At 55.4% G+C, this 16,204-nt stretch carries 12 protein-coding genes; 7 read left to right on the top strand and 5 right to left on the bottom strand.

Features of this window, described 5'->3' with window-relative positions:
* Positions 1-63: 63 nt before the first annotated feature.
* Positions 64-609 (top strand): inosine/xanthosine triphosphatase, encoded by a 546-nt coding sequence (yjjX, locus tag N6G83_RS39835; RefSeq protein WP_024527224.1) that lies wholly within the window; start codon positions 64-66, stop codon positions 607-609.
* 19 nt (positions 610-628) lie between these two features.
* Here yjjX and trpR read toward each other — a convergent pair whose 3' ends face one another.
* Together trpR and sltY are read right to left on the bottom strand one after the other, a co-directional pair.
* Positions 629-949, bottom strand: a complete 321-nt coding sequence (gene trpR, locus N6G83_RS39830; RefSeq protein WP_211135591.1) for a trp operon repressor — start codon at positions 947-949, stop codon at positions 629-631.
* A gap of 270 nt (positions 950-1,219) precedes the next feature.
* Positions 1,220-3,139 carry a murein transglycosylase gene (gene sltY, locus N6G83_RS39825; protein ID WP_024527225.1) on the bottom strand — a complete coding sequence of 640 codons (1,920 nt, stop codon included), beginning with the start codon at positions 3,137-3,139 and terminating at the stop codon, positions 1,220-1,222.
* 649 nt (positions 3,140-3,788) lie between these two features.
* Here sltY and N6G83_RS39820 point away from each other — a divergent pair.
* From N6G83_RS39820 to ettA, 5 genes are all read left to right on the top strand, one after another.
* Positions 3,789-6,518 (top strand): cation-transporting P-type ATPase, encoded by a 2,730-nt coding sequence (locus N6G83_RS39820; protein WP_211135590.1) that lies wholly within the window; start codon positions 3,789-3,791, stop codon positions 6,516-6,518.
* Between the two features lie 274 nt (positions 6,519-6,792).
* Positions 6,793-7,395, top strand: coding sequence for a YfiR family protein (locus N6G83_RS39815; protein ID WP_024527227.1), 603 nt, complete (start codon positions 6,793-6,795; stop codon positions 7,393-7,395).
* Entirely contained in the window at positions 7,392-8,639 is a 1,248-nt protein-coding gene (locus tag N6G83_RS39810; RefSeq protein ID WP_024527228.1) for a diguanylate cyclase domain-containing protein, read from the top strand. Before N6G83_RS39815 ends, N6G83_RS39810 begins: the two co-directional genes overlap by 4 nt.
* A 41-nt stretch (positions 8,640-8,680) precedes the next feature.
* On the top strand, positions 8,681-9,178 hold the full coding sequence (locus N6G83_RS39805) for an OmpA family protein (protein WP_024527229.1): 498 nt from the start codon (positions 8,681-8,683) through the stop codon (positions 9,176-9,178).
* A gap of 142 nt (positions 9,179-9,320) precedes the next feature.
* Positions 9,321-10,988 carry an energy-dependent translational throttle protein EttA gene (ettA, locus tag N6G83_RS39800; RefSeq protein ID WP_211135589.1) on the top strand — a complete coding sequence of 556 codons (1,668 nt, stop codon included), beginning with the start codon at positions 9,321-9,323 and terminating at the stop codon, positions 10,986-10,988.
* A gap of 50 nt (positions 10,989-11,038) precedes the next feature.
* Here the strand turns inward: ettA and N6G83_RS39795 are convergent, their stop codons facing one another.
* The gene (locus tag N6G83_RS39795) at positions 11,039-11,947 is read right to left on the bottom strand and encodes a LysR family transcriptional regulator (protein WP_029710777.1); all 909 of its coding nucleotides are present in this window, start codon (positions 11,945-11,947) and stop codon (positions 11,039-11,041) included.
* 100 nt (positions 11,948-12,047) lie between these two features.
* On the opposite strand from N6G83_RS39795, the gene N6G83_RS39790 reads away from it, so the two are divergent.
* On the top strand, positions 12,048-13,049 hold the full coding sequence (locus N6G83_RS39790) for a zinc-binding alcohol dehydrogenase family protein (protein WP_211135588.1): 1,002 nt from the start codon (positions 12,048-12,050) through the stop codon (positions 13,047-13,049).
* Positions 13,050-13,505: 456 nt separating this feature from the next.
* Here the strand turns inward: N6G83_RS39790 and nadR are convergent, their stop codons facing one another.
* Both nadR and radA read right to left on the bottom strand, forming a co-directional pair.
* A complete protein-coding gene (gene nadR, locus N6G83_RS39785) occupies positions 13,506-14,756 on the bottom strand; it encodes a multifunctional transcriptional regulator/nicotinamide-nucleotide adenylyltransferase/ribosylnicotinamide kinase NadR (protein ID WP_074028452.1) in 1,251 nt (416 codons plus the stop codon).
* 57 nt (positions 14,757-14,813) lie between these two features.
* Positions 14,814-16,202 carry a DNA repair protein RadA gene (gene radA, locus N6G83_RS39780; RefSeq protein WP_021808023.1) on the bottom strand — a complete coding sequence of 463 codons (1,389 nt, stop codon included), beginning with the start codon at positions 16,200-16,202 and terminating at the stop codon, positions 14,814-14,816.
* Between the last annotated feature and the right edge of the window lie 2 nt (positions 16,203-16,204).

Below are 16,204 nucleotides of genomic sequence, written 5' to 3'. Positions count from 1 at the left end.
TAACTTGCCGCCATCAAAAATCATGGCAAGACACAGCCCCACTTTAAGGAAGCTAAAGCCGTTATGTATCATGTTATCGCTGCAACTACCAACCCGGCAAAGATCAGGGCTATTCAACTGGCTTTTGAAGATACCTTTGGCGCAGACCAATGCCGCATAGAATCGGTTGACGTCGCCAGCGGCGTTTCACTGCAACCCATTGGCAATACCGAAACCCGTACCGGCGCACGCCAACGCGTGATGGAAGCGCGGCAGGTGCGGCCAGAAGCCGACTTTTGGGTCGGAGTAGAAGCCGGGATCGAAGAAAATATGACGTTCGCCTGGATGACGGTAGAGAACCCAACGACCCGTGGCGAATCGCGTTCTGCCAGCCTGATGCTGCCAGAATCAATTTTACAGGGTATTCGAGCTGGTCGCGAGTTAGGCGATGAAATGGCCTTGATCACCGGCAATAGCGAAGTCAAACGTCAGGGGGGAGCCATCGGTATCTTTACCGACGGTCGGCTGAGCCGCACCAGCGTTTACCATCAGGCACTGCTGCTGGCGCTGGTGCCGTTTCACAATCCGATTTACCGCAGCCACAACAGCAATAATACGCCGCAGCAATAAGCCACCAGGGGTGATGGCTTCACCCCAGTAATTGCTGTTCCAACCACTGTTTCAGCGCTGGCGTCGCCATCTTCAGGCTGTTTGACCCTCTGGTGATGGTTGCGATACCGGCCCCGAGCTCATTCTTCAGCTCGCGCTGGCTCATTTCGCCGCGCATCAGTTCCTGAATAATCCGCACCCGTGTCCCCAGCGCAGTACGCTCATCCGGCGTCAGCAGCAGTTGCATCAACGGTTGGTGTAATTCCTGATCGAACGAGCTCTGCAGCAGTGCGACAAAGCGCAGCCAATCTTCATTGCCTTGTTCTGAAAGAGCGGGGTCGTTTAGCGATAATTGCGTCATGCCAGCCACCATACTATTTAACTAGTACAGCAGCATAGCATAGACCAGGTAGCCGTCAAAATGCCGCTGACGTTAAGCTAAATAGCTGCATGTATTGGTGCGACAGGTGGGGGCCATGCAGAACGCCGACACGCCGTAAACTCATCCCTGAGGGCTCGAATCGCGCATCCTTGCGCTCAACGGTCGGCTAATCTGCATGGCCCCCACCTGCCTCTGACTTTCGTGGTGCGGTATTAAACACCGTTATTTAGGTAACTATCTTATCGAGAATTAGTAGCGTCTTTGCCACTCGGCATCCGTCAATACCTTCGCTGGTCGATGCATGAAGTAACGATAAAATGCGTCATAGGCCAACACGTTCTTCACGTAAGAACGGGTTTCCGAGAACGGAATGCTTTCCACAAACGCCACGGCATCCACCCGGCCATCGGTATTACCTAACCAGGTATTCACCCGTGATGGACCAGCGTTATAGGCCGCAGACGCAAGAATACGGTTACGACCAAATTGCTGATACACCGACTCCAGATAGCTGGTGCCAATGGTGATATTGGTTTGCGGATCAAAAAGTTGGCTCGGGCTGCTGTAGCCTGGGATGCCGAACAGATCCACCGTATGTTTCGCGGTGCGCGGCATGACCTGCATCAAACCTGCGGCCCCGACCGGCGACTGCGCTTTCGGGTTCCAGGCGCTCTCCTGGCGGGCTATCGCCATGGCATAGCTCGGCGTAATGCCTTTATCTTCGGTAGCACGGCGGAACTCCTGCGGCCAAGCCATCGGGAAACGTTCTTCGAGATGATCCCACAGTTTGCCAACAATGGTCGCCTGTACGCTCAGATCGGCCCATTTCTGCTCAAAGGCATAGCGGGCCAGCGCTTCCTGCTCCGGGCGGCTACGGCTGGCGACGAATGAGCTCCACTCACTGCGCGCCAGGTTATCCATATTCCAGTACATCAGTTCACGCACCCGGGCAATCTCCGGGCCACTCACCAGATCGGCGCGCGGTTTTGCCGCCACGGCGACCATTACCGGATAAGGCACCTGCAGTTTTTGTGCAGCCACCATCGGGTAGAAGCCGCGTTCGTTCATCAGGCTACGCAGTATCGCTTCACCTTCGCTGCGTTTACCTTCATCGATCATTACACTGCCACGCCAGTAGCGCCATTCATCCTTGTTACGCGATTCTTCAGGCAAGCGTGCCAGCCAGGTTTTCAGCCCCTGACGATCGCCAACGCCCAGCGCCATACGCACGCGACGCTCCAGCAAGGCTGGCTGTTGGCTGCGCAGGATCACCTGATCGCGCCATTGGGTCTGCTCAAAAGTGGCATCATTGCCCATCAACCGCCAGGCCACCTCTTCCTCCATTGCCAACTTCTCGCTCTCGCTCATTTTCTGCAGGCGGGCCAGCGTTGGGATCATGGCTCGAGCATTTTCTACATCCTGACGGGCAAGACGAGCGAATACGATGGTGGTAGCCGAACGGGTAAAGTCTGTCGGGCCAACGCTACGGGCAAAGGCTTCCAGCGTGGCAGGATCGTTTTGCAACCGTACCAGCGCATCTCCCATGGTCTGATAATCGCTGGGCAGTTGGCGGTACAGGTAATTCACCAGGCTGCTGTTGCCCTCTTTCAGCGCCAGCTTCATCCGCGCCAGCGTGTTCAACGGCGTTTGCTTACCGGCAGCCTGCCAGACGCTGAACAGCTTATCGCAGGAACCCGGCAAGGTTTTACCGCTCATCCAGATATCATCGGCACCGGCCCAGGCCGCCTGCTGATCGCCAGTGGCCCACTTGGCGTAATAAAAATTACAGCGCGCCGCAACAGGTTTAGGCTCTTGCGGGCTGAAGGACAGCAGGGTAGTCCAGTCTTGACGGCTCGCCAGTTCGTTCACGAAACGGGCAGAAAGCGATTTTGCAGGTGGCAACGTAGGATGCAACCGCAAAAACTGCTGGACCTGAGCCGCGCTGGCCGTACTGAGATCCTGCGTCAACTGGCGATATTCCAGATAAGGGTACAGGGGGTAATCCTGCAGCGTTGGCATCAGTTGCGCCACCACGTCCATCTGTTTACTGTCCCAGGCCTGCTTGATTTGCAGATAACGCTGGCGTTCACCGTCCAGGGAGTCTGCCAATGTTGCACCAGAAAATGCCGTCAGGCACAGCCCTACAGCCCACAACCGCCATTTGTCCACCTTGACCATACTTACTCTTTCCTCGCTGGGTTAGCTTGCCAGAACCGATCCACCCCGCTGCCGCGCCGCGTCAGCAGCCAACGGGCCAGTGGATCCTGCTCTGCGAGTGTCTCACGCCCCACCGTGGGAAGCCACGCCGGGAACAAAACCGTGCCACCACCATGGGTTGGCATCAGGTACTAATCATAGACAGCAAAAACGTGTATCCATTCATTACTTTATAACAAGTTTATCAGCGTAGATGAAAACCACGCTGTCAGACTATCGCGTCAGGCAGCACAGCAAGACGACGTTTTGAAAAATCATGGGATTATGGGAAATTTTTTCATCACGCAATAACGCCAGTGTTCTATAGTTTTCTATGCAGACACGAGTTTTCCTATACAAAAAATGACGTTACAGAGACATTAATAGAGAAACATTTGCTCACCGATTAAAACAATTCCTATTACTTTGTTTTTATTATCTCAGATCAAAAACTCAAGTTTGCGATTATTTACTATCACGCGGCAGATAATTGGCCATCCACTAACTGAAATTATTACCATTCACGTCTGTGTGACAGAAAACAATGGAATATCAACCCGGCAAAAGGGCTGCCGACACAGATGGGGACTTAGATTCGAACGACTTTAAGGAGAGGCACTCCATGCCAAAACATTCCCCCACTGCATACCAAGAGCCGCCCAAACCGGAAAAAGCCTGGTATCAATATGATATTGAACAAACGCTTCAGCATTTGAACGGCCAGCAACAAGGCCTGAGCGAGCAGGAAGCCGCCGAGCGGCTGAAGAAGTTTGGTCCCAACGCCCTGCCGGAGCAGGCAGGCAAAAGCGCCTTTATGCGCTTTATTGCCCACTTTAACGATGTGCTGATTTATATTTTGCTGGCCGCCGCCTTCCTCAAAGGCATTATGGGACATTGGGTCGATACGGTGGTTATTCTTTGCGTTGCCGTGATCAATGCCCTTATCGGATTTGTGCAGGAAAACAGCGCAGAGAAATCGCTGAAAGGCATTAAGAATATGCTTTCCAGCCAAGCTATTGTGGTGCGTGACGGAATTAACCACACCGTGAATGCGGAAGATTTGGTCCCGGGAGATATCGTATTATTGCGCCCTGGCGATAAAATTCCCGCCGACCTGCGGTTACTGGAATCTCACAACCTTCAGGTTGAAGAGGCCATCTTGACCGGAGAATCCACCGTGGTCTCGAAACAAACCGACGCTATCCCTGATGAAGTGATGATTGGCGATCGCACCAACCTGTTGTTCTCCGGCACCACCATCAGCGCCGGGAATGCCAAGGGCGTGGTTATCGCGACTGGCGGCTATACCGAACTCGGCCACATCAGCGAGATGATCTCGACCGTTAAAACCCAGCGTACCCCGTTACTGCAACAGATGGATCGCCTAGGCAAAAACATCTTCATCCTGATCCTGGTGATGATGGTGCTGCTGTTCGTGTTTGCCTTCACGATGCGTGATATGCCACTCGGTGAGCTGCTGGTGGCGCTGATCAGCCTGGCGGTGGCCTCGGTACCCGAAGGTCTGCCTGCCATTATTTCCATTATCCTGTCTCTGGGCGTGCAGTCGATGGCACGTAACCGCGCGATTATCCGCAAACTGCCTACGGTAGAAACCTTGGGCTCGATGACGGTGATCTGCTCGGACAAGACCGGCACGCTGACCATGAACGAAATGACGGCAAAAAACGTCATCATGGCCGACCATGCCTACCGCGTGGAAGGGGAAAGCTATGAACCGGTTGGCGGCATTTTCTTTGCCGACAGTAACAAACCGGCGCAAGTTCAAGATATCCCACCGTTAGCGCAGTTCATTACCGCGATCACCCTGTGTAACGACAGCCAGGTAAAGCAGGATGGCAGCGGCCGCTGGGCGATCACAGGTAGCCCGACGGAAGGCGCACTGAAAGTGCTGGCGATGAAAGCCGGATTGGAGATAGGTGAGGCTCGCCAACTGGCTAAAATCCCGTTCGACTCCAGTTACAAATATATGGCCGTGCGTAGCCAGGTAGCAGGCAAGAATCAGGTGTTCCTTACCGGCGCACCAGACGTACTGTTCGCACTGTGCGAATTCGAACTGACCGATTCTGGTATCAAGCCCTTCCGCCGCGGCTACTGGGAAGCGGAGATGTCGCGCTTTGCCGAGCAAGGTTTACGTATGGTGGCCGCCGCCAGTAAAACCACGCCAGATGGCGAAGTGGCGCTGGATCACGGTGATATTCGCCAGCAGATGGTGTTTATCGGCATCGCTGGCGTGATGGACCCACCGCGCCCTGAAGCGGTCGCCGCCATCGCCGAATGCCAGCAAGCGGGGATCCGCGTGAAGATGATCACCGGCGATCACCAAAAAACGGCCATGGCCATCGGGGCTATGCTGGGTATTGGTAACAGCCAGGATTCTATCACCGGTTCCCAACTGGAACATATGGATGACCAGGCGTTGGCAGAAGCCGCCGTGCGTTACGATATCTTTGCCCGTACCAGCCCGGAACATAAGCTGCGTCTGGTAAAAGCGCTGCAGGATAAAGGTGGCGTGGTGGGGATGACCGGCGACGGCGTCAACGATGCGCCAGCGTTGAAACAGGCTGACGTGGGTATCGCTATGGGGATCAAAGGTACCGAGGTCACTAAAGAAGCCGCTGATATGGTGCTGACCGACGATAACTTCGCCACCATCGCCAGTGCGGTAAAAGAAGGCCGCCGCGTTTACGACAACCTGAAGAAAACCATCCTGTTCGTACTACCGACCAACCTGGCACAGGGCCTGCTGATCATCATCGCCATTCTGGCCGGTGCCATGCTGCCGCTAACGCCCATCCAGATCCTGTGGATGAACATGGCCACCTCCACCACCCTGTCCTTCGGCCTGGCCTATGAGCCCGCCGAAAAAGGGCTGATGCACCGTAAACCGAGGGTGCCGGGCAGCAACGTGTTGGATCTGCACGCTATCTGGCGCATCGGCTTCGTTGGTGTGCTGATCGCCATCAGCGCCTTCGCACTGGAAGCCTGGATGGCACCACGTGGCTACAGCAGCGAGCTGATCCGCACCGTGTTATTGCAAACTCTGGTCACCGCACAATGGGTTTACATGTTCAACTGCCGCACCGCAGACCGCTTCCCGCTCAACCGCCAGTTGTTCCTCAATAAGGGCCTGTGGTTGGTGAGTGGCGTACTGTTACTGCTACAGATGGCCATCATTTACCTGCCGTTTATGAACGCGCTGTTTGGTACCGCGCCGCTGCCGCTGTTCTATTGGGGAGTGACGTTGATGATAGCCATTGGGCTATTCCTGATCGTAGAAGTAGAAAAATGGGTGATTAACCGCATCAAAGCGAGCCGAAAAACGCTATTATAAGCGCGTAAGGACACGCAACTTTCACTAAAACGCCCGGCAAACCCTGCCGGGCGTTTTATAACGTTAAAAATACCTAGGAAAAATCTCATAAAACCGAGCATAAAGCGCACAACAAACGGCTCTTATAATACAATCCGCCCCCAAGACGGTCAGGTTATGCTTTTTGGGTAGTGCGATTGATTGTACGTGGCAAAGTTTTACCCTTTTCGACTAGGCTCAATTATTTAGTATCAGACTGCCGTGCCATCAAGCCGGCCGTAGGCAGGAATGGCAAATGAAGATGTCGATAAAGGCCAGAAGGTTGGCTGCCAGGACACAGGGTTTATATAGCAACCCGATCCGATCGCGTCGCATGCTACCGATCCTGCTGCTGGCTATGTTGATGTTTCCCAGCTTGGCCGGGGCTGATACACAAGATCCCTACCAAAAACGTATTCATACCGTCACCACCGTGGTGGTGGGGATTATCAGCTATGCTCGCTGGCCCGCTAAACCTGATCCGATCCGCTTGTGCGTGACTGCGCCTGTCCAGTATGCAGAAGGTCTGTTCGACCCGGTATTGCTGACGGCACCGCAGCCAATCAAAACCCTGCGGATCGAGATAGATAATCCGCAGTTGGCAACTAGCTGCGATGTAGTGTATTTGGGCGACGTCAATGCCGCTCAGAAACAAGATTTTTTCCACCGCATTTCGGGTCATTCGATCCTCAGCATTAGCGAAAAGGATATGGAATGTGCTGTTGGCAGTGCCTTTTGTTTGCAAATCAGCAACGATCAGGCGGGTTTTAAAGTGAATCTGGACTCACTGGCGCGCAGTGGCGTGCGTGTTCACCCTAACGTGCTGCAATTGGCGCGTAAAAAGGGGCCGCCGCAATGAAACTGTTAGGTCACAAAGGTTCGGCTACATCTCGCCCCACGCTGGGACAAGTGCTGCAACGGATGAACCTGGGGCTGGCGCTGATCGCCGTCAGCGCCGCGGGGATTTTCCTGACGTTGCTAGCGCTGTTTGCCCTGCGAGCCTACGCCAACCATAACCTGCATCTGATTGCCCGCTCGATCAGTTATACCGCTGAAGCCGCCGTGGTGTTTGAAGACCGCCCCGCCGCTCGCGAAGCATTGATGCTGATCGCTTCCAACGAAGAAGTGTCGGAGGCCAAGATCCTGGATATGCAGGGGATCGCCTTGGCCAGTTGGAGCCATCCAGCGGATAGCCCATTGCATGGGTTGGAACAGATGGTGGCCCGCTGGATCTTGCCGGAAGCGGTGGTTCTGCCCATCGCCCGTGAAGGCAAACAGATCGGCCTGGTCTGGCTGACCGGCAACGGCAGCAGCCTGCTGAAATTCTTGCTGCGCGGTATGGTGGGCATGATTGCCTGCCTGATGCTCAGTACGTTGTGCGCCCTGGTACTTTCCCGCAGAATGCTCAGAGGGATCGTGACCTCCTTGGACGATATCACCAACGTTGCCCATACGGTGCGTCGCGATCGGACTTTCGAACTGCGGGTGCCTTCAGCACCGATTGCCGAGCTGCACGAACTGAGCTGTGATTTCAACGGCCTGCTGGATGAAATCGAAGCCTGGCAACAGCACCTGCAACAAGAGAATGACGCTTTAACCCACCAAGCCACTCACGACAGCCTGACCGGGTTGCCAAACCGGGCCTTCTTTGAAGCTCAGTTGGGCCGCGCGCTGTCAGAGCTCGAACCTGATGAAAAGCTGGCGGTACTGTTTATCGACGGCAATCGTTTCAAGGAGGTGAACGATAACCATGGCCATGCTGCCGGTGATACCGTCTTGATCACCATCGCAGAGCGCCTGCGTAGCAGGTTGCGCAAGCACGATCTGGTCGCCCGGATGGGGGGCGATGAATTCGCCATCCTGCTGGCGCCACTCAAAGACACCAACGATGTGTTGCCGATTGCCGACATCATCATCGAGTGTATGCAACAGCCCATTGTGTTGCCCAACAAGGAAAGAGTGATCGCCGCACTGAGTATCGGCATCGCGTTTTACCCTGAACATGCCTCTACCACTCAGGAACTGCTCAACGAAGCGGATGACGCAATGTACCGGGCAAAACACCTGTCCCACGGAGGCTGGCGGTTAGCGATGCGCAAATAGCGCCAGCACCGGGCCTCAAACAACCAAAAAGAGAAAAATCAATGTTACAGCAAAATTTTAAACGGACTTATTCCCTACTGGCGTTAGTATTTATCACCTTGCTCACGCTGGCAGGCTGCCAGAGCAAACCACAGGGGCTGACGGCGGAACAGATCGCCTTACTGCAGGCGCAAGGGTTCAAACTGACGGATAACGGCTGGGAGTTTGGCTTTTCCGACAAGGTGCTGTTCGGTAACAACGTCGGTAAATTGAGCCCTCAAAGCACCGAGATCGTCGAGAAGATGGGCAAGGCGCTGAAGAGCGTTAACATCGTACAATTCCGCCTGGACGGGCATACCGATAACTACGGTGAAGACAGCTACAACGACCAGCTTTCACTACGCCGCGCCAACGCCGTGGCCGATGTCCTGGCCGGTGTCGGCATCCCGCGTGCCAATATAGAAACTCGCGGAATGGGCAAACGCCAACCGGTAGCCAGTAACGCCACTTCCAGCGGGCGCGCTGAAAACCGTCGCGTGGCGATCGTCGTCACCCCTTAAGAAACAGCAAAGTTCACCTAATGGTGAGCATTAGCGGTTATACTTGGCGATCGTCATAGGGGATCTGGGAACCGGTGCTGAAACGGGCTACACTCAGGCCGCCAGACATCCTATAAAAACTGATAGAGAGGCTCGGAGCAACGTGGCTCAATACGTCTATACCATGCACCGCGTCGGCAAAGTGGTTCCGCCGAAGCGTCATATTCTGAAAAACATTTCCCTGAGTTTCTTCCCTGGGGCCAAAATTGGCGTACTGGGCCTGAACGGTTCCGGTAAGTCTACCCTGCTGCGCATTATGGCCGGCATCGATACCGATATCGAAGGGGAAGCTCGCCCGCAGCCGGGCATCAAGATCGGCTACCTGCCGCAGGAACCGCAGCTCAATATGGAGCACAGCGTTCGCGAATCGGTTGAAGAAGCGATGGCAGAAGTGGTCGGTGCCCTCAAGCGCCTCGATGAAGTGTACGCACTGTACGCTGAAGAAGGGGCCGACTTCGACAAGCTGGCCGCTGAACAAGGCCGCCTGGAAGAGATCATTCAGGCTCACGATGGTCACAACCTCAACACCCAGCTTGAGCGCGCCGCCGATGCACTGCGCCTGCCGGAGTGGGACGCAAAAATCGCCAACCTGTCCGGTGGTGAGCGCCGCCGCGTAGCGCTGTGTCGCCTGCTGCTGGAAAAGCCAGACATGCTGCTGCTGGACGAACCGACCAACCACCTGGATGCCGAATCCGTGGCCTGGCTGGAACGCTTCCTGCACGACTTCGAAGGCACCGTGGTGGCGATCACCCACGACCGTTACTTCCTCGATAACGTGGCTGGCTGGATCCTGGAGCTGGACCGTGGCGAAGGCATTCCGTGGGAAGGTAACTACTCTTCCTGGCTGGAGCAGAAAGACGCTCGTCTGGCGCAAGAAGCCTCAACCGAAGCCGCTCGCCGCAAGTCGATCGAGAAAGAGCTGGAGTGGGTACGTCAGGGGGCCAAAGGCCGCCAGTCTAAGGGCAAAGCCCGTCTGGCACGCTTTGAAGAGCTTAACAGCACTGAATACCAGAAACGTAACGAAACCAACGAACTGTTTATCCCACCTGGCGCACGCCTGGGCGATAAAGTGGTTGAAGTTAACAATCTGCGTAAATCCTACGGCGACCGCCTGCTGATCGAAGATCTCACCTTCGCGGTACCTAAGGGTGCCATCGTCGGCATCATCGGCCCGAACGGCGCGGGTAAATCCACGCTGTTCCGCATGATGTCCGGCCAGGAACAGCCTGACTCCGGCAGCATCGTGCTGGGTGATACCGTCAAGCTGGCTTCGGTCGATCAGTTCCGCGACAGCATGGATAACTCCAAAACCGTGTGGGAAGAAGTTTCCGGCGGCCAGGACATTATGCGCGTGGGCAACACCGAAATGCCAAGCCGTGCCTACGTTGGCCGCTTTAACTTCAAAGGCGTCGATCAGGGCAAACGCGTGGGCGAACTGTCCGGCGGTGAGCGTGGTCGTCTGCATCTGGCCAAGCTGCTGCAGGTTGGCGGCAACGTACTGCTGCTCGACGAACCAACCAACGACCTGGATATCGAAACCCTGCGCGCGTTAGAAAACGCCCTGCTGGAGTTCCCGGGCTGTGCGATGGTGATCTCGCACGACCGTTGGTTCCTTGACCGTATTGCCACCCACATTCTGGACTATCAGGATGAAGGCAAGGTGGAGTTCTTCGAAGGTAACTTTACCGAATACGAAGAGTACAAAAAGCGTACTCTGGGTGCCGATGCGCTGGAACCTCGCCGTATCAAGTACAAGAAAGTCACCAAGTAACATCCGGTTGGCTATCTATGCTCTCAAGCCCGCATTTTGCGGGCTTTTTGTTATCCCCAATCCAGTGCCTGCGCATAATCCACAAAGACCGGATGCTGGATCACCACATCGATAAAACAGGCCAGAGCCGGGGAATTAAGCTTACGGCTCGGATAAACCAGATACAGTTCATTGCCTTCGGCTTGCCACTGTGGCAACACTTCCACCAATTGCTTTTGCGCGACCACCTCACGGCTGAGAAAAGCGGGCAACAGCGTAATACCCGCCCCCAAAATGGCACATTCGCGCGCATATAACAGATTATCGGTGGTATGCCGCAGCGGCAATTGCCAACGGTAGTACTCTTCACCCCGGCGCAATATCCAGGCAGGCCAGGCGCGGTGAGCGATGCAAAGATGCTGCTGCAACTGCTGCGGATGCAGCAATGGCGGGTGTTGGGCCAGATAGTCCGGTGCAGCCAACAAATAACGGGGAGCATGCCCCAGACGGCGGCCAATCAACGAGGAATCCTGCGGTCTGCCGGTACGCAATGCCGCATCAAACCCCTCCTGCACCATATCCACCATGGCATCTGACACTGACACTTCCAACGAGACATCCGGATATTGGCGCTGGAAATCTGCCGCCAGACGCGGAAGCAACGTCGCCCCCAGCCCGGCAGGCGTGGAGATGCGTAGACGGCCACTGGGGTTATCGCGTAAGCGCTGCAAGGCCAGATCGGCCCGTTCGGCAGCAGAGAGCATCTCCTGGCAATGTTCAAGATAGCGCTCACCGGCAAAGGTCAAATTTAACTGCCGGGTGGTGCGGTTGAGCAAGCGCAGACCGAGCTTTTGTTCCAACTGGCTGACACGCTGGCTGACGCTGGATTTAGGCAGCCCGGCCCGTTTGGCTGCCGCAGTAAAACTGCCGCACTCTGCCACCAGCGCAAACAACGCCATATCCTGCAACTGCTTGAACATAATTGTTCACCTCAGACGAACACTTAGTTAGTTATTGTCCATCTTATCACTCTACTCCTCAGGGTCTACACTGGGACTATTCATGCGAAGGAGCACAATTATGTTAATCAAAGCCATTGCCGTCGATCCGAAAAATCCAGCCGTTTTTATCGAGATCGCTCCAGAAAAACCCGCACCGGGTCAATACGATCTGCTGGTGGAAGTGAAAGCCGTTTCCGTTAACCCGGTCGATACCAAGGTTCATGCTGGCCTGCAAAAGAATGGTTTGCAGCAGCCACGTATTCTCGGCTGGGATGCCAGCGGCGTGGTGCTCGAAGTGGGCAGCAGCGTCAGCGGGTTCAAACCCGGCGATGAGGTATGGTATGCCGGGGATATTACCCGTCCAGGCAGCAACAGCACCCATCAGCTGATTGACTCACGTATCGTGGCACATAAACCGGCCAGCCTGGACTGGGCACAAGCCGCCGCGATGCCGCTGACCGCGCTCACCGCGTGGGAAGCCCTGTTTGAACACCTGAATATTCAGCATGCGGCTGCCGGTAAAACGCTGTTGATCATCGGCGGTGCCGGTGGCGTGGGCTCGCTGGCGATCCCCCTGGCGGCACAGCGTAGCAAGGTGAAAGTCATCGCTACGGCCTCTCGCCCGGAATCAGCTGCATGGTGCCGCGAACGGGGTGCTGAACTGGTGGTGGATTACCGCGACCTGAAAGGCAACCTGGCTAAAGAAGGGATTGAGAGCGTGGATTATATCCTGTGCTTGAACGATACCGACGGCCACTGGCAAGCCATCAGCGATCTGATCGCCCCGCTCGGCCATATCTGCACTATCGTCGAAAACAGCCAACCGCTGGATCAAAACGCGTTGAAGCTGAAAAGCGCAGCGCTGCATTGGGAATTCATGTTCACCCGCAGCATGTTCACCACGCCGGATATTGCCCAGCAAGGGGAGATCCTCAAACAGGTGGCGCAATTGCTCGATGAGGGTAAATTGACCACCACGCTGAGCGAAACGCTACAGGGGCTGACGGTGGATACATTGACCGCCGCGCATGCCAAGCTGTTGGATGGGCATATGCAAGGTAAGTTGGTGATAACTTACTAAGTTAGTGGGGTTATCGATGTGTCAGGTATCAATAACTTGCTATGGCCCCCTCACCCCAACCCTCTCCCACAGGGAGAGGGAGCTGATAGCCTCTGCTCGTTTGGAAGTGAAGAGAACATCTTGGCAAACTCGATCGCCTCCCCATCAAAGGTGAGTCACGACAATTTCAGATACACTCGATCGGTCCCCTAATCCAAGGTGAGTCACGACAATTTCAAACACACTCGATCGGTCCACTAATCCAAGGTGAGCCACGACAATTTCAAACACACTCGATCGGTGCCCTCATCCAAGGTGAGTCACGACAATTTCAAACACACTCGATCGGTCCACTAATCCAAGGTGAGCCACGACAATTTCAAACACACTCGATCGGTTCCCTCTCCCTGTGGGAGAGGGTTAGGGTGAGGGGCACTACATCGCCACTACACCGACATTTACCCGCCTAAAACGTCCCTAAAACTTCACCAAGCGGCTGGCATCCGCCGCCAGCAGTTGCTGCACCAGCTCGACACAGCGCAAGAAGCGTTCCTCGTAATCGCTCGACTCTACGTGCGCATATTCGATGTTATTGGCGTGCAGCATCTCTTCCAATAAATACTGAAACGCCTTGCGATCGACCGGGCTACCCAAGCTGCGCAATCCGTCGGCCACCCAAGGGGTATTATTCTCCAGCAGGATCACCAGATCGAAACGGTATTCGTCGATCAACGCTTGAACGAACGGATGCTCCCGCCCTTCATACTTTTTACAGAACGCCTGCGTGGTGACAAAGTCGGTGTCGATAAACGCCACTTTATTGGCGTATTTCACCGCAAAATCCACGTACTGGGCCTGTCCAAGCGCGATCTTGTCATAATCGGAATACTGCAACGCCATCTCGTCACCCCCAAGGTGGGAGAAGACGTAGTCACGGCCATATTCCCAGGCGCTGGTGGTGTTGAAGATGTTCGCCAGCTTGTTGACCAGCGTTGACTTACCGCTGGATTCACCGCCCAGGATCGCCACCGTACGAACAAAGAACGGCTTCACTTCAGTGGGGATGTAGTCCCAATAGCGGAACGGATCCTGACGGATCTGGCTGCCGCTGATATTCATAAAGGAACGCTCAGGATCAACCAGGATGGTTTCAATCCCCAAATGTTCGCGGTAACGGGGAGCATCAAGTTCTTCGCTGGAATAGATATAGCTCGGGACGATGCCCTTTTGCTCCATAAAACTCTTCACGCCGTTGCTCCACACGTCCCAGCCGTGCGGGTAAGGTTCAATGCCCTTTTCGTCGAAAGAGTGAATATGGATATTTTTCTGGTATTTAAAGGTCTGTAACAGCCAGCGCAGACGATCGCTGACCGTCGGCTGCTGTGACATAGAGCTGTTCTCGAACAGCAACAGATCGCGCGGCTCATCGTGGCACAGGATCACATGCAGCTCGTCAACCTGGCTACAGGCACGCTGGATCAGATAGATATGGCCGGTATGCAGCGGGTAAAATTTACCAAACACCACGCCGACTTTCTTCTCACGGCGTGGGAATTCCAGCCCCAGGAAACGGTGCAGGGCTTCCAGCTTCTGCGCGCTCGGGCTTTTGATTTTGTCGTTCAACAGCTGGCTGAGGTAGCCCTTGGTCATGCTACTGGCATCAGCTACCTGCTGTAAGGTACATCCCTGTTGCTTAATCGCTGCCTTGAGGTAATCGAACTGCCGCATAAACCCTCCCGTTTATTATGCTAAACAAAATAGCATATTCCGCGCAGCGGGCGGCAATTAATAAAACTGTTCCAGTACGTCCAGCGCATCCGCCAGCTTCTTGACGCCGAACACCTGCATATTGGCCGGTGGTTTCTTCGGCACGTTGGCATGTGGCACGATCGCCCGCTTGAAACCGTGTTTGGCCGCTTCAGAAATACGCTCCTGGCCGCTAGGCACCGGGCGGATCTCCCCTGCAAGGCCCACTTCGCCAAACACCACCAGATCGTTAGGCAATGGCCGGTCGCGCAGGCTGGAGACCAACGCCAGCAGCAACGCCAGATCGGCACTGGTTTCGCTAACCTTGACGCCGCCTACCACGTTGACAAAAACGTCTTGGTCGGACATCTGCAAACCACCGTGACGATGCAGCACCGCCAGCAGGATCGCCAAACGATTCTGTTCCAGGCCTACGGCAACGCGGCGTGGGTTAGACATCATCGAATGATCGACCAGCGCCTGGATCTCAACCAGTAGCGGTCGGGTGCCTTCCCAAACTACCATCACCGAACTGCCGGAAGTCACTTCATCACCCCGGCTGAGGAAGATCGCGGAAGGGTTGCTCACCTCACGCAACCCCTGCTCGGTCATGGCGAACACTCCCAGCTCGTTGACCGCACCAAAACGGTTTTTATGGCTGCGCAGCGTACGGAACCGGGAATCGGCATCGCCATCCAGCAACACGGAACAGTCGATACAGTGTTCGAGGACTTTCGGCCCGGCCAGTGAGCCATCTTTGGTGACGTGGCCAACCATTACGATCGCCACGCCGCGAGTTTTGGCAAAGCGGGTGAGATAGGCCGCCGTTTCGCGCACCTGTGCCACGCTGCCTGGCGATGACTGGATATCCGCCATATGCATGACCTGGATCGAGTCGATCACCATCAGCCGCGGCTGCTCCTGCTCGGCGATCAGGCAGATCTGCTCGATGCTGGTTTCCGACAGCATGTTCAGGCCGCCGGTGGGCAATCCAAGCCGATGGGCACGCATCGCGACCTGTTGCAGCGACTCTTCACCTGTGACGTACAGGGTTTTCATCTGCTCGGCGAGTTTGCACAGCACCTGCAACAGCAGCGTACTTTTCCCCGCGCCGGGGTTACCGCCGATCAGGATCGCACTGCCCGGCACCACACCGCCGCCCAGTACGCGGTCAAATTCCAGAAAGCCGGTAGAGAAACGCGGCAGCTCTTGCAAACTGATGTCCGAAAGCTTCTGCACCTTGCTGATACCGGCATCGCCCGCATAGCCGCTTAAACGCTCGCTACGGGCAGCGGAAGAGGAGACTGAAGCCAGACGCACTTCTGTAATGGTGTTCCAGGCCTGACAGGCACTGCATTGCCCCTGCCAGCGCGGATAATCAGCGCCGCATTCATTACAGACAAATGCCCGTTTTACTGCTTTTGCCACAG

The sequence above is a fragment of the Serratia sp. PL7 genome (assembly GCF_945957435.1).
Note: the sequence above shows the minus strand (reverse complement) of the source record. Positions and strands in the feature narration are given on the sequence as shown.

What these genes read in the sequence shown, in the direction of transcription:
- yjjX (WP_024527224.1), top strand. Translation starts at nt 64, where the DNA reads ATGTATCATGTTATCGCTGCAACTACCAACCCGGCAAAGATCAGGGCT.
- trpR (WP_211135591.1), bottom strand. Translation starts at nt 949, where the DNA reads ATGACGCAATTATCGCTAAACGACCCCGCTCTTTCAGAACAAGGCAAT.
- N6G83_RS39820 (WP_211135590.1), top strand. Translation starts at nt 3,789, where the DNA reads ATGCCAAAACATTCCCCCACTGCATACCAAGAGCCGCCCAAACCGGAA.
- N6G83_RS39815 (WP_024527227.1), top strand. Translation starts at nt 6,793, where the DNA reads ATGAAGATGTCGATAAAGGCCAGAAGGTTGGCTGCCAGGACACAGGGT.
- N6G83_RS39810 (WP_024527228.1), top strand. Translation starts at nt 7,392, where the DNA reads ATGAAACTGTTAGGTCACAAAGGTTCGGCTACATCTCGCCCCACGCTG.
- N6G83_RS39805 (WP_024527229.1), top strand. Translation starts at nt 8,681, where the DNA reads ATGTTACAGCAAAATTTTAAACGGACTTATTCCCTACTGGCGTTAGTA.
- N6G83_RS39795 (WP_029710777.1), bottom strand. Translation starts at nt 11,947, where the DNA reads ATGTTCAAGCAGTTGCAGGATATGGCGTTGTTTGCGCTGGTGGCAGAG.
- N6G83_RS39790 (WP_211135588.1), top strand. Translation starts at nt 12,048, where the DNA reads ATGTTAATCAAAGCCATTGCCGTCGATCCGAAAAATCCAGCCGTTTTT.
- nadR (WP_074028452.1), bottom strand. Translation starts at nt 14,756, where the DNA reads ATGCGGCAGTTCGATTACCTCAAGGCAGCGATTAAGCAACAGGGATGT.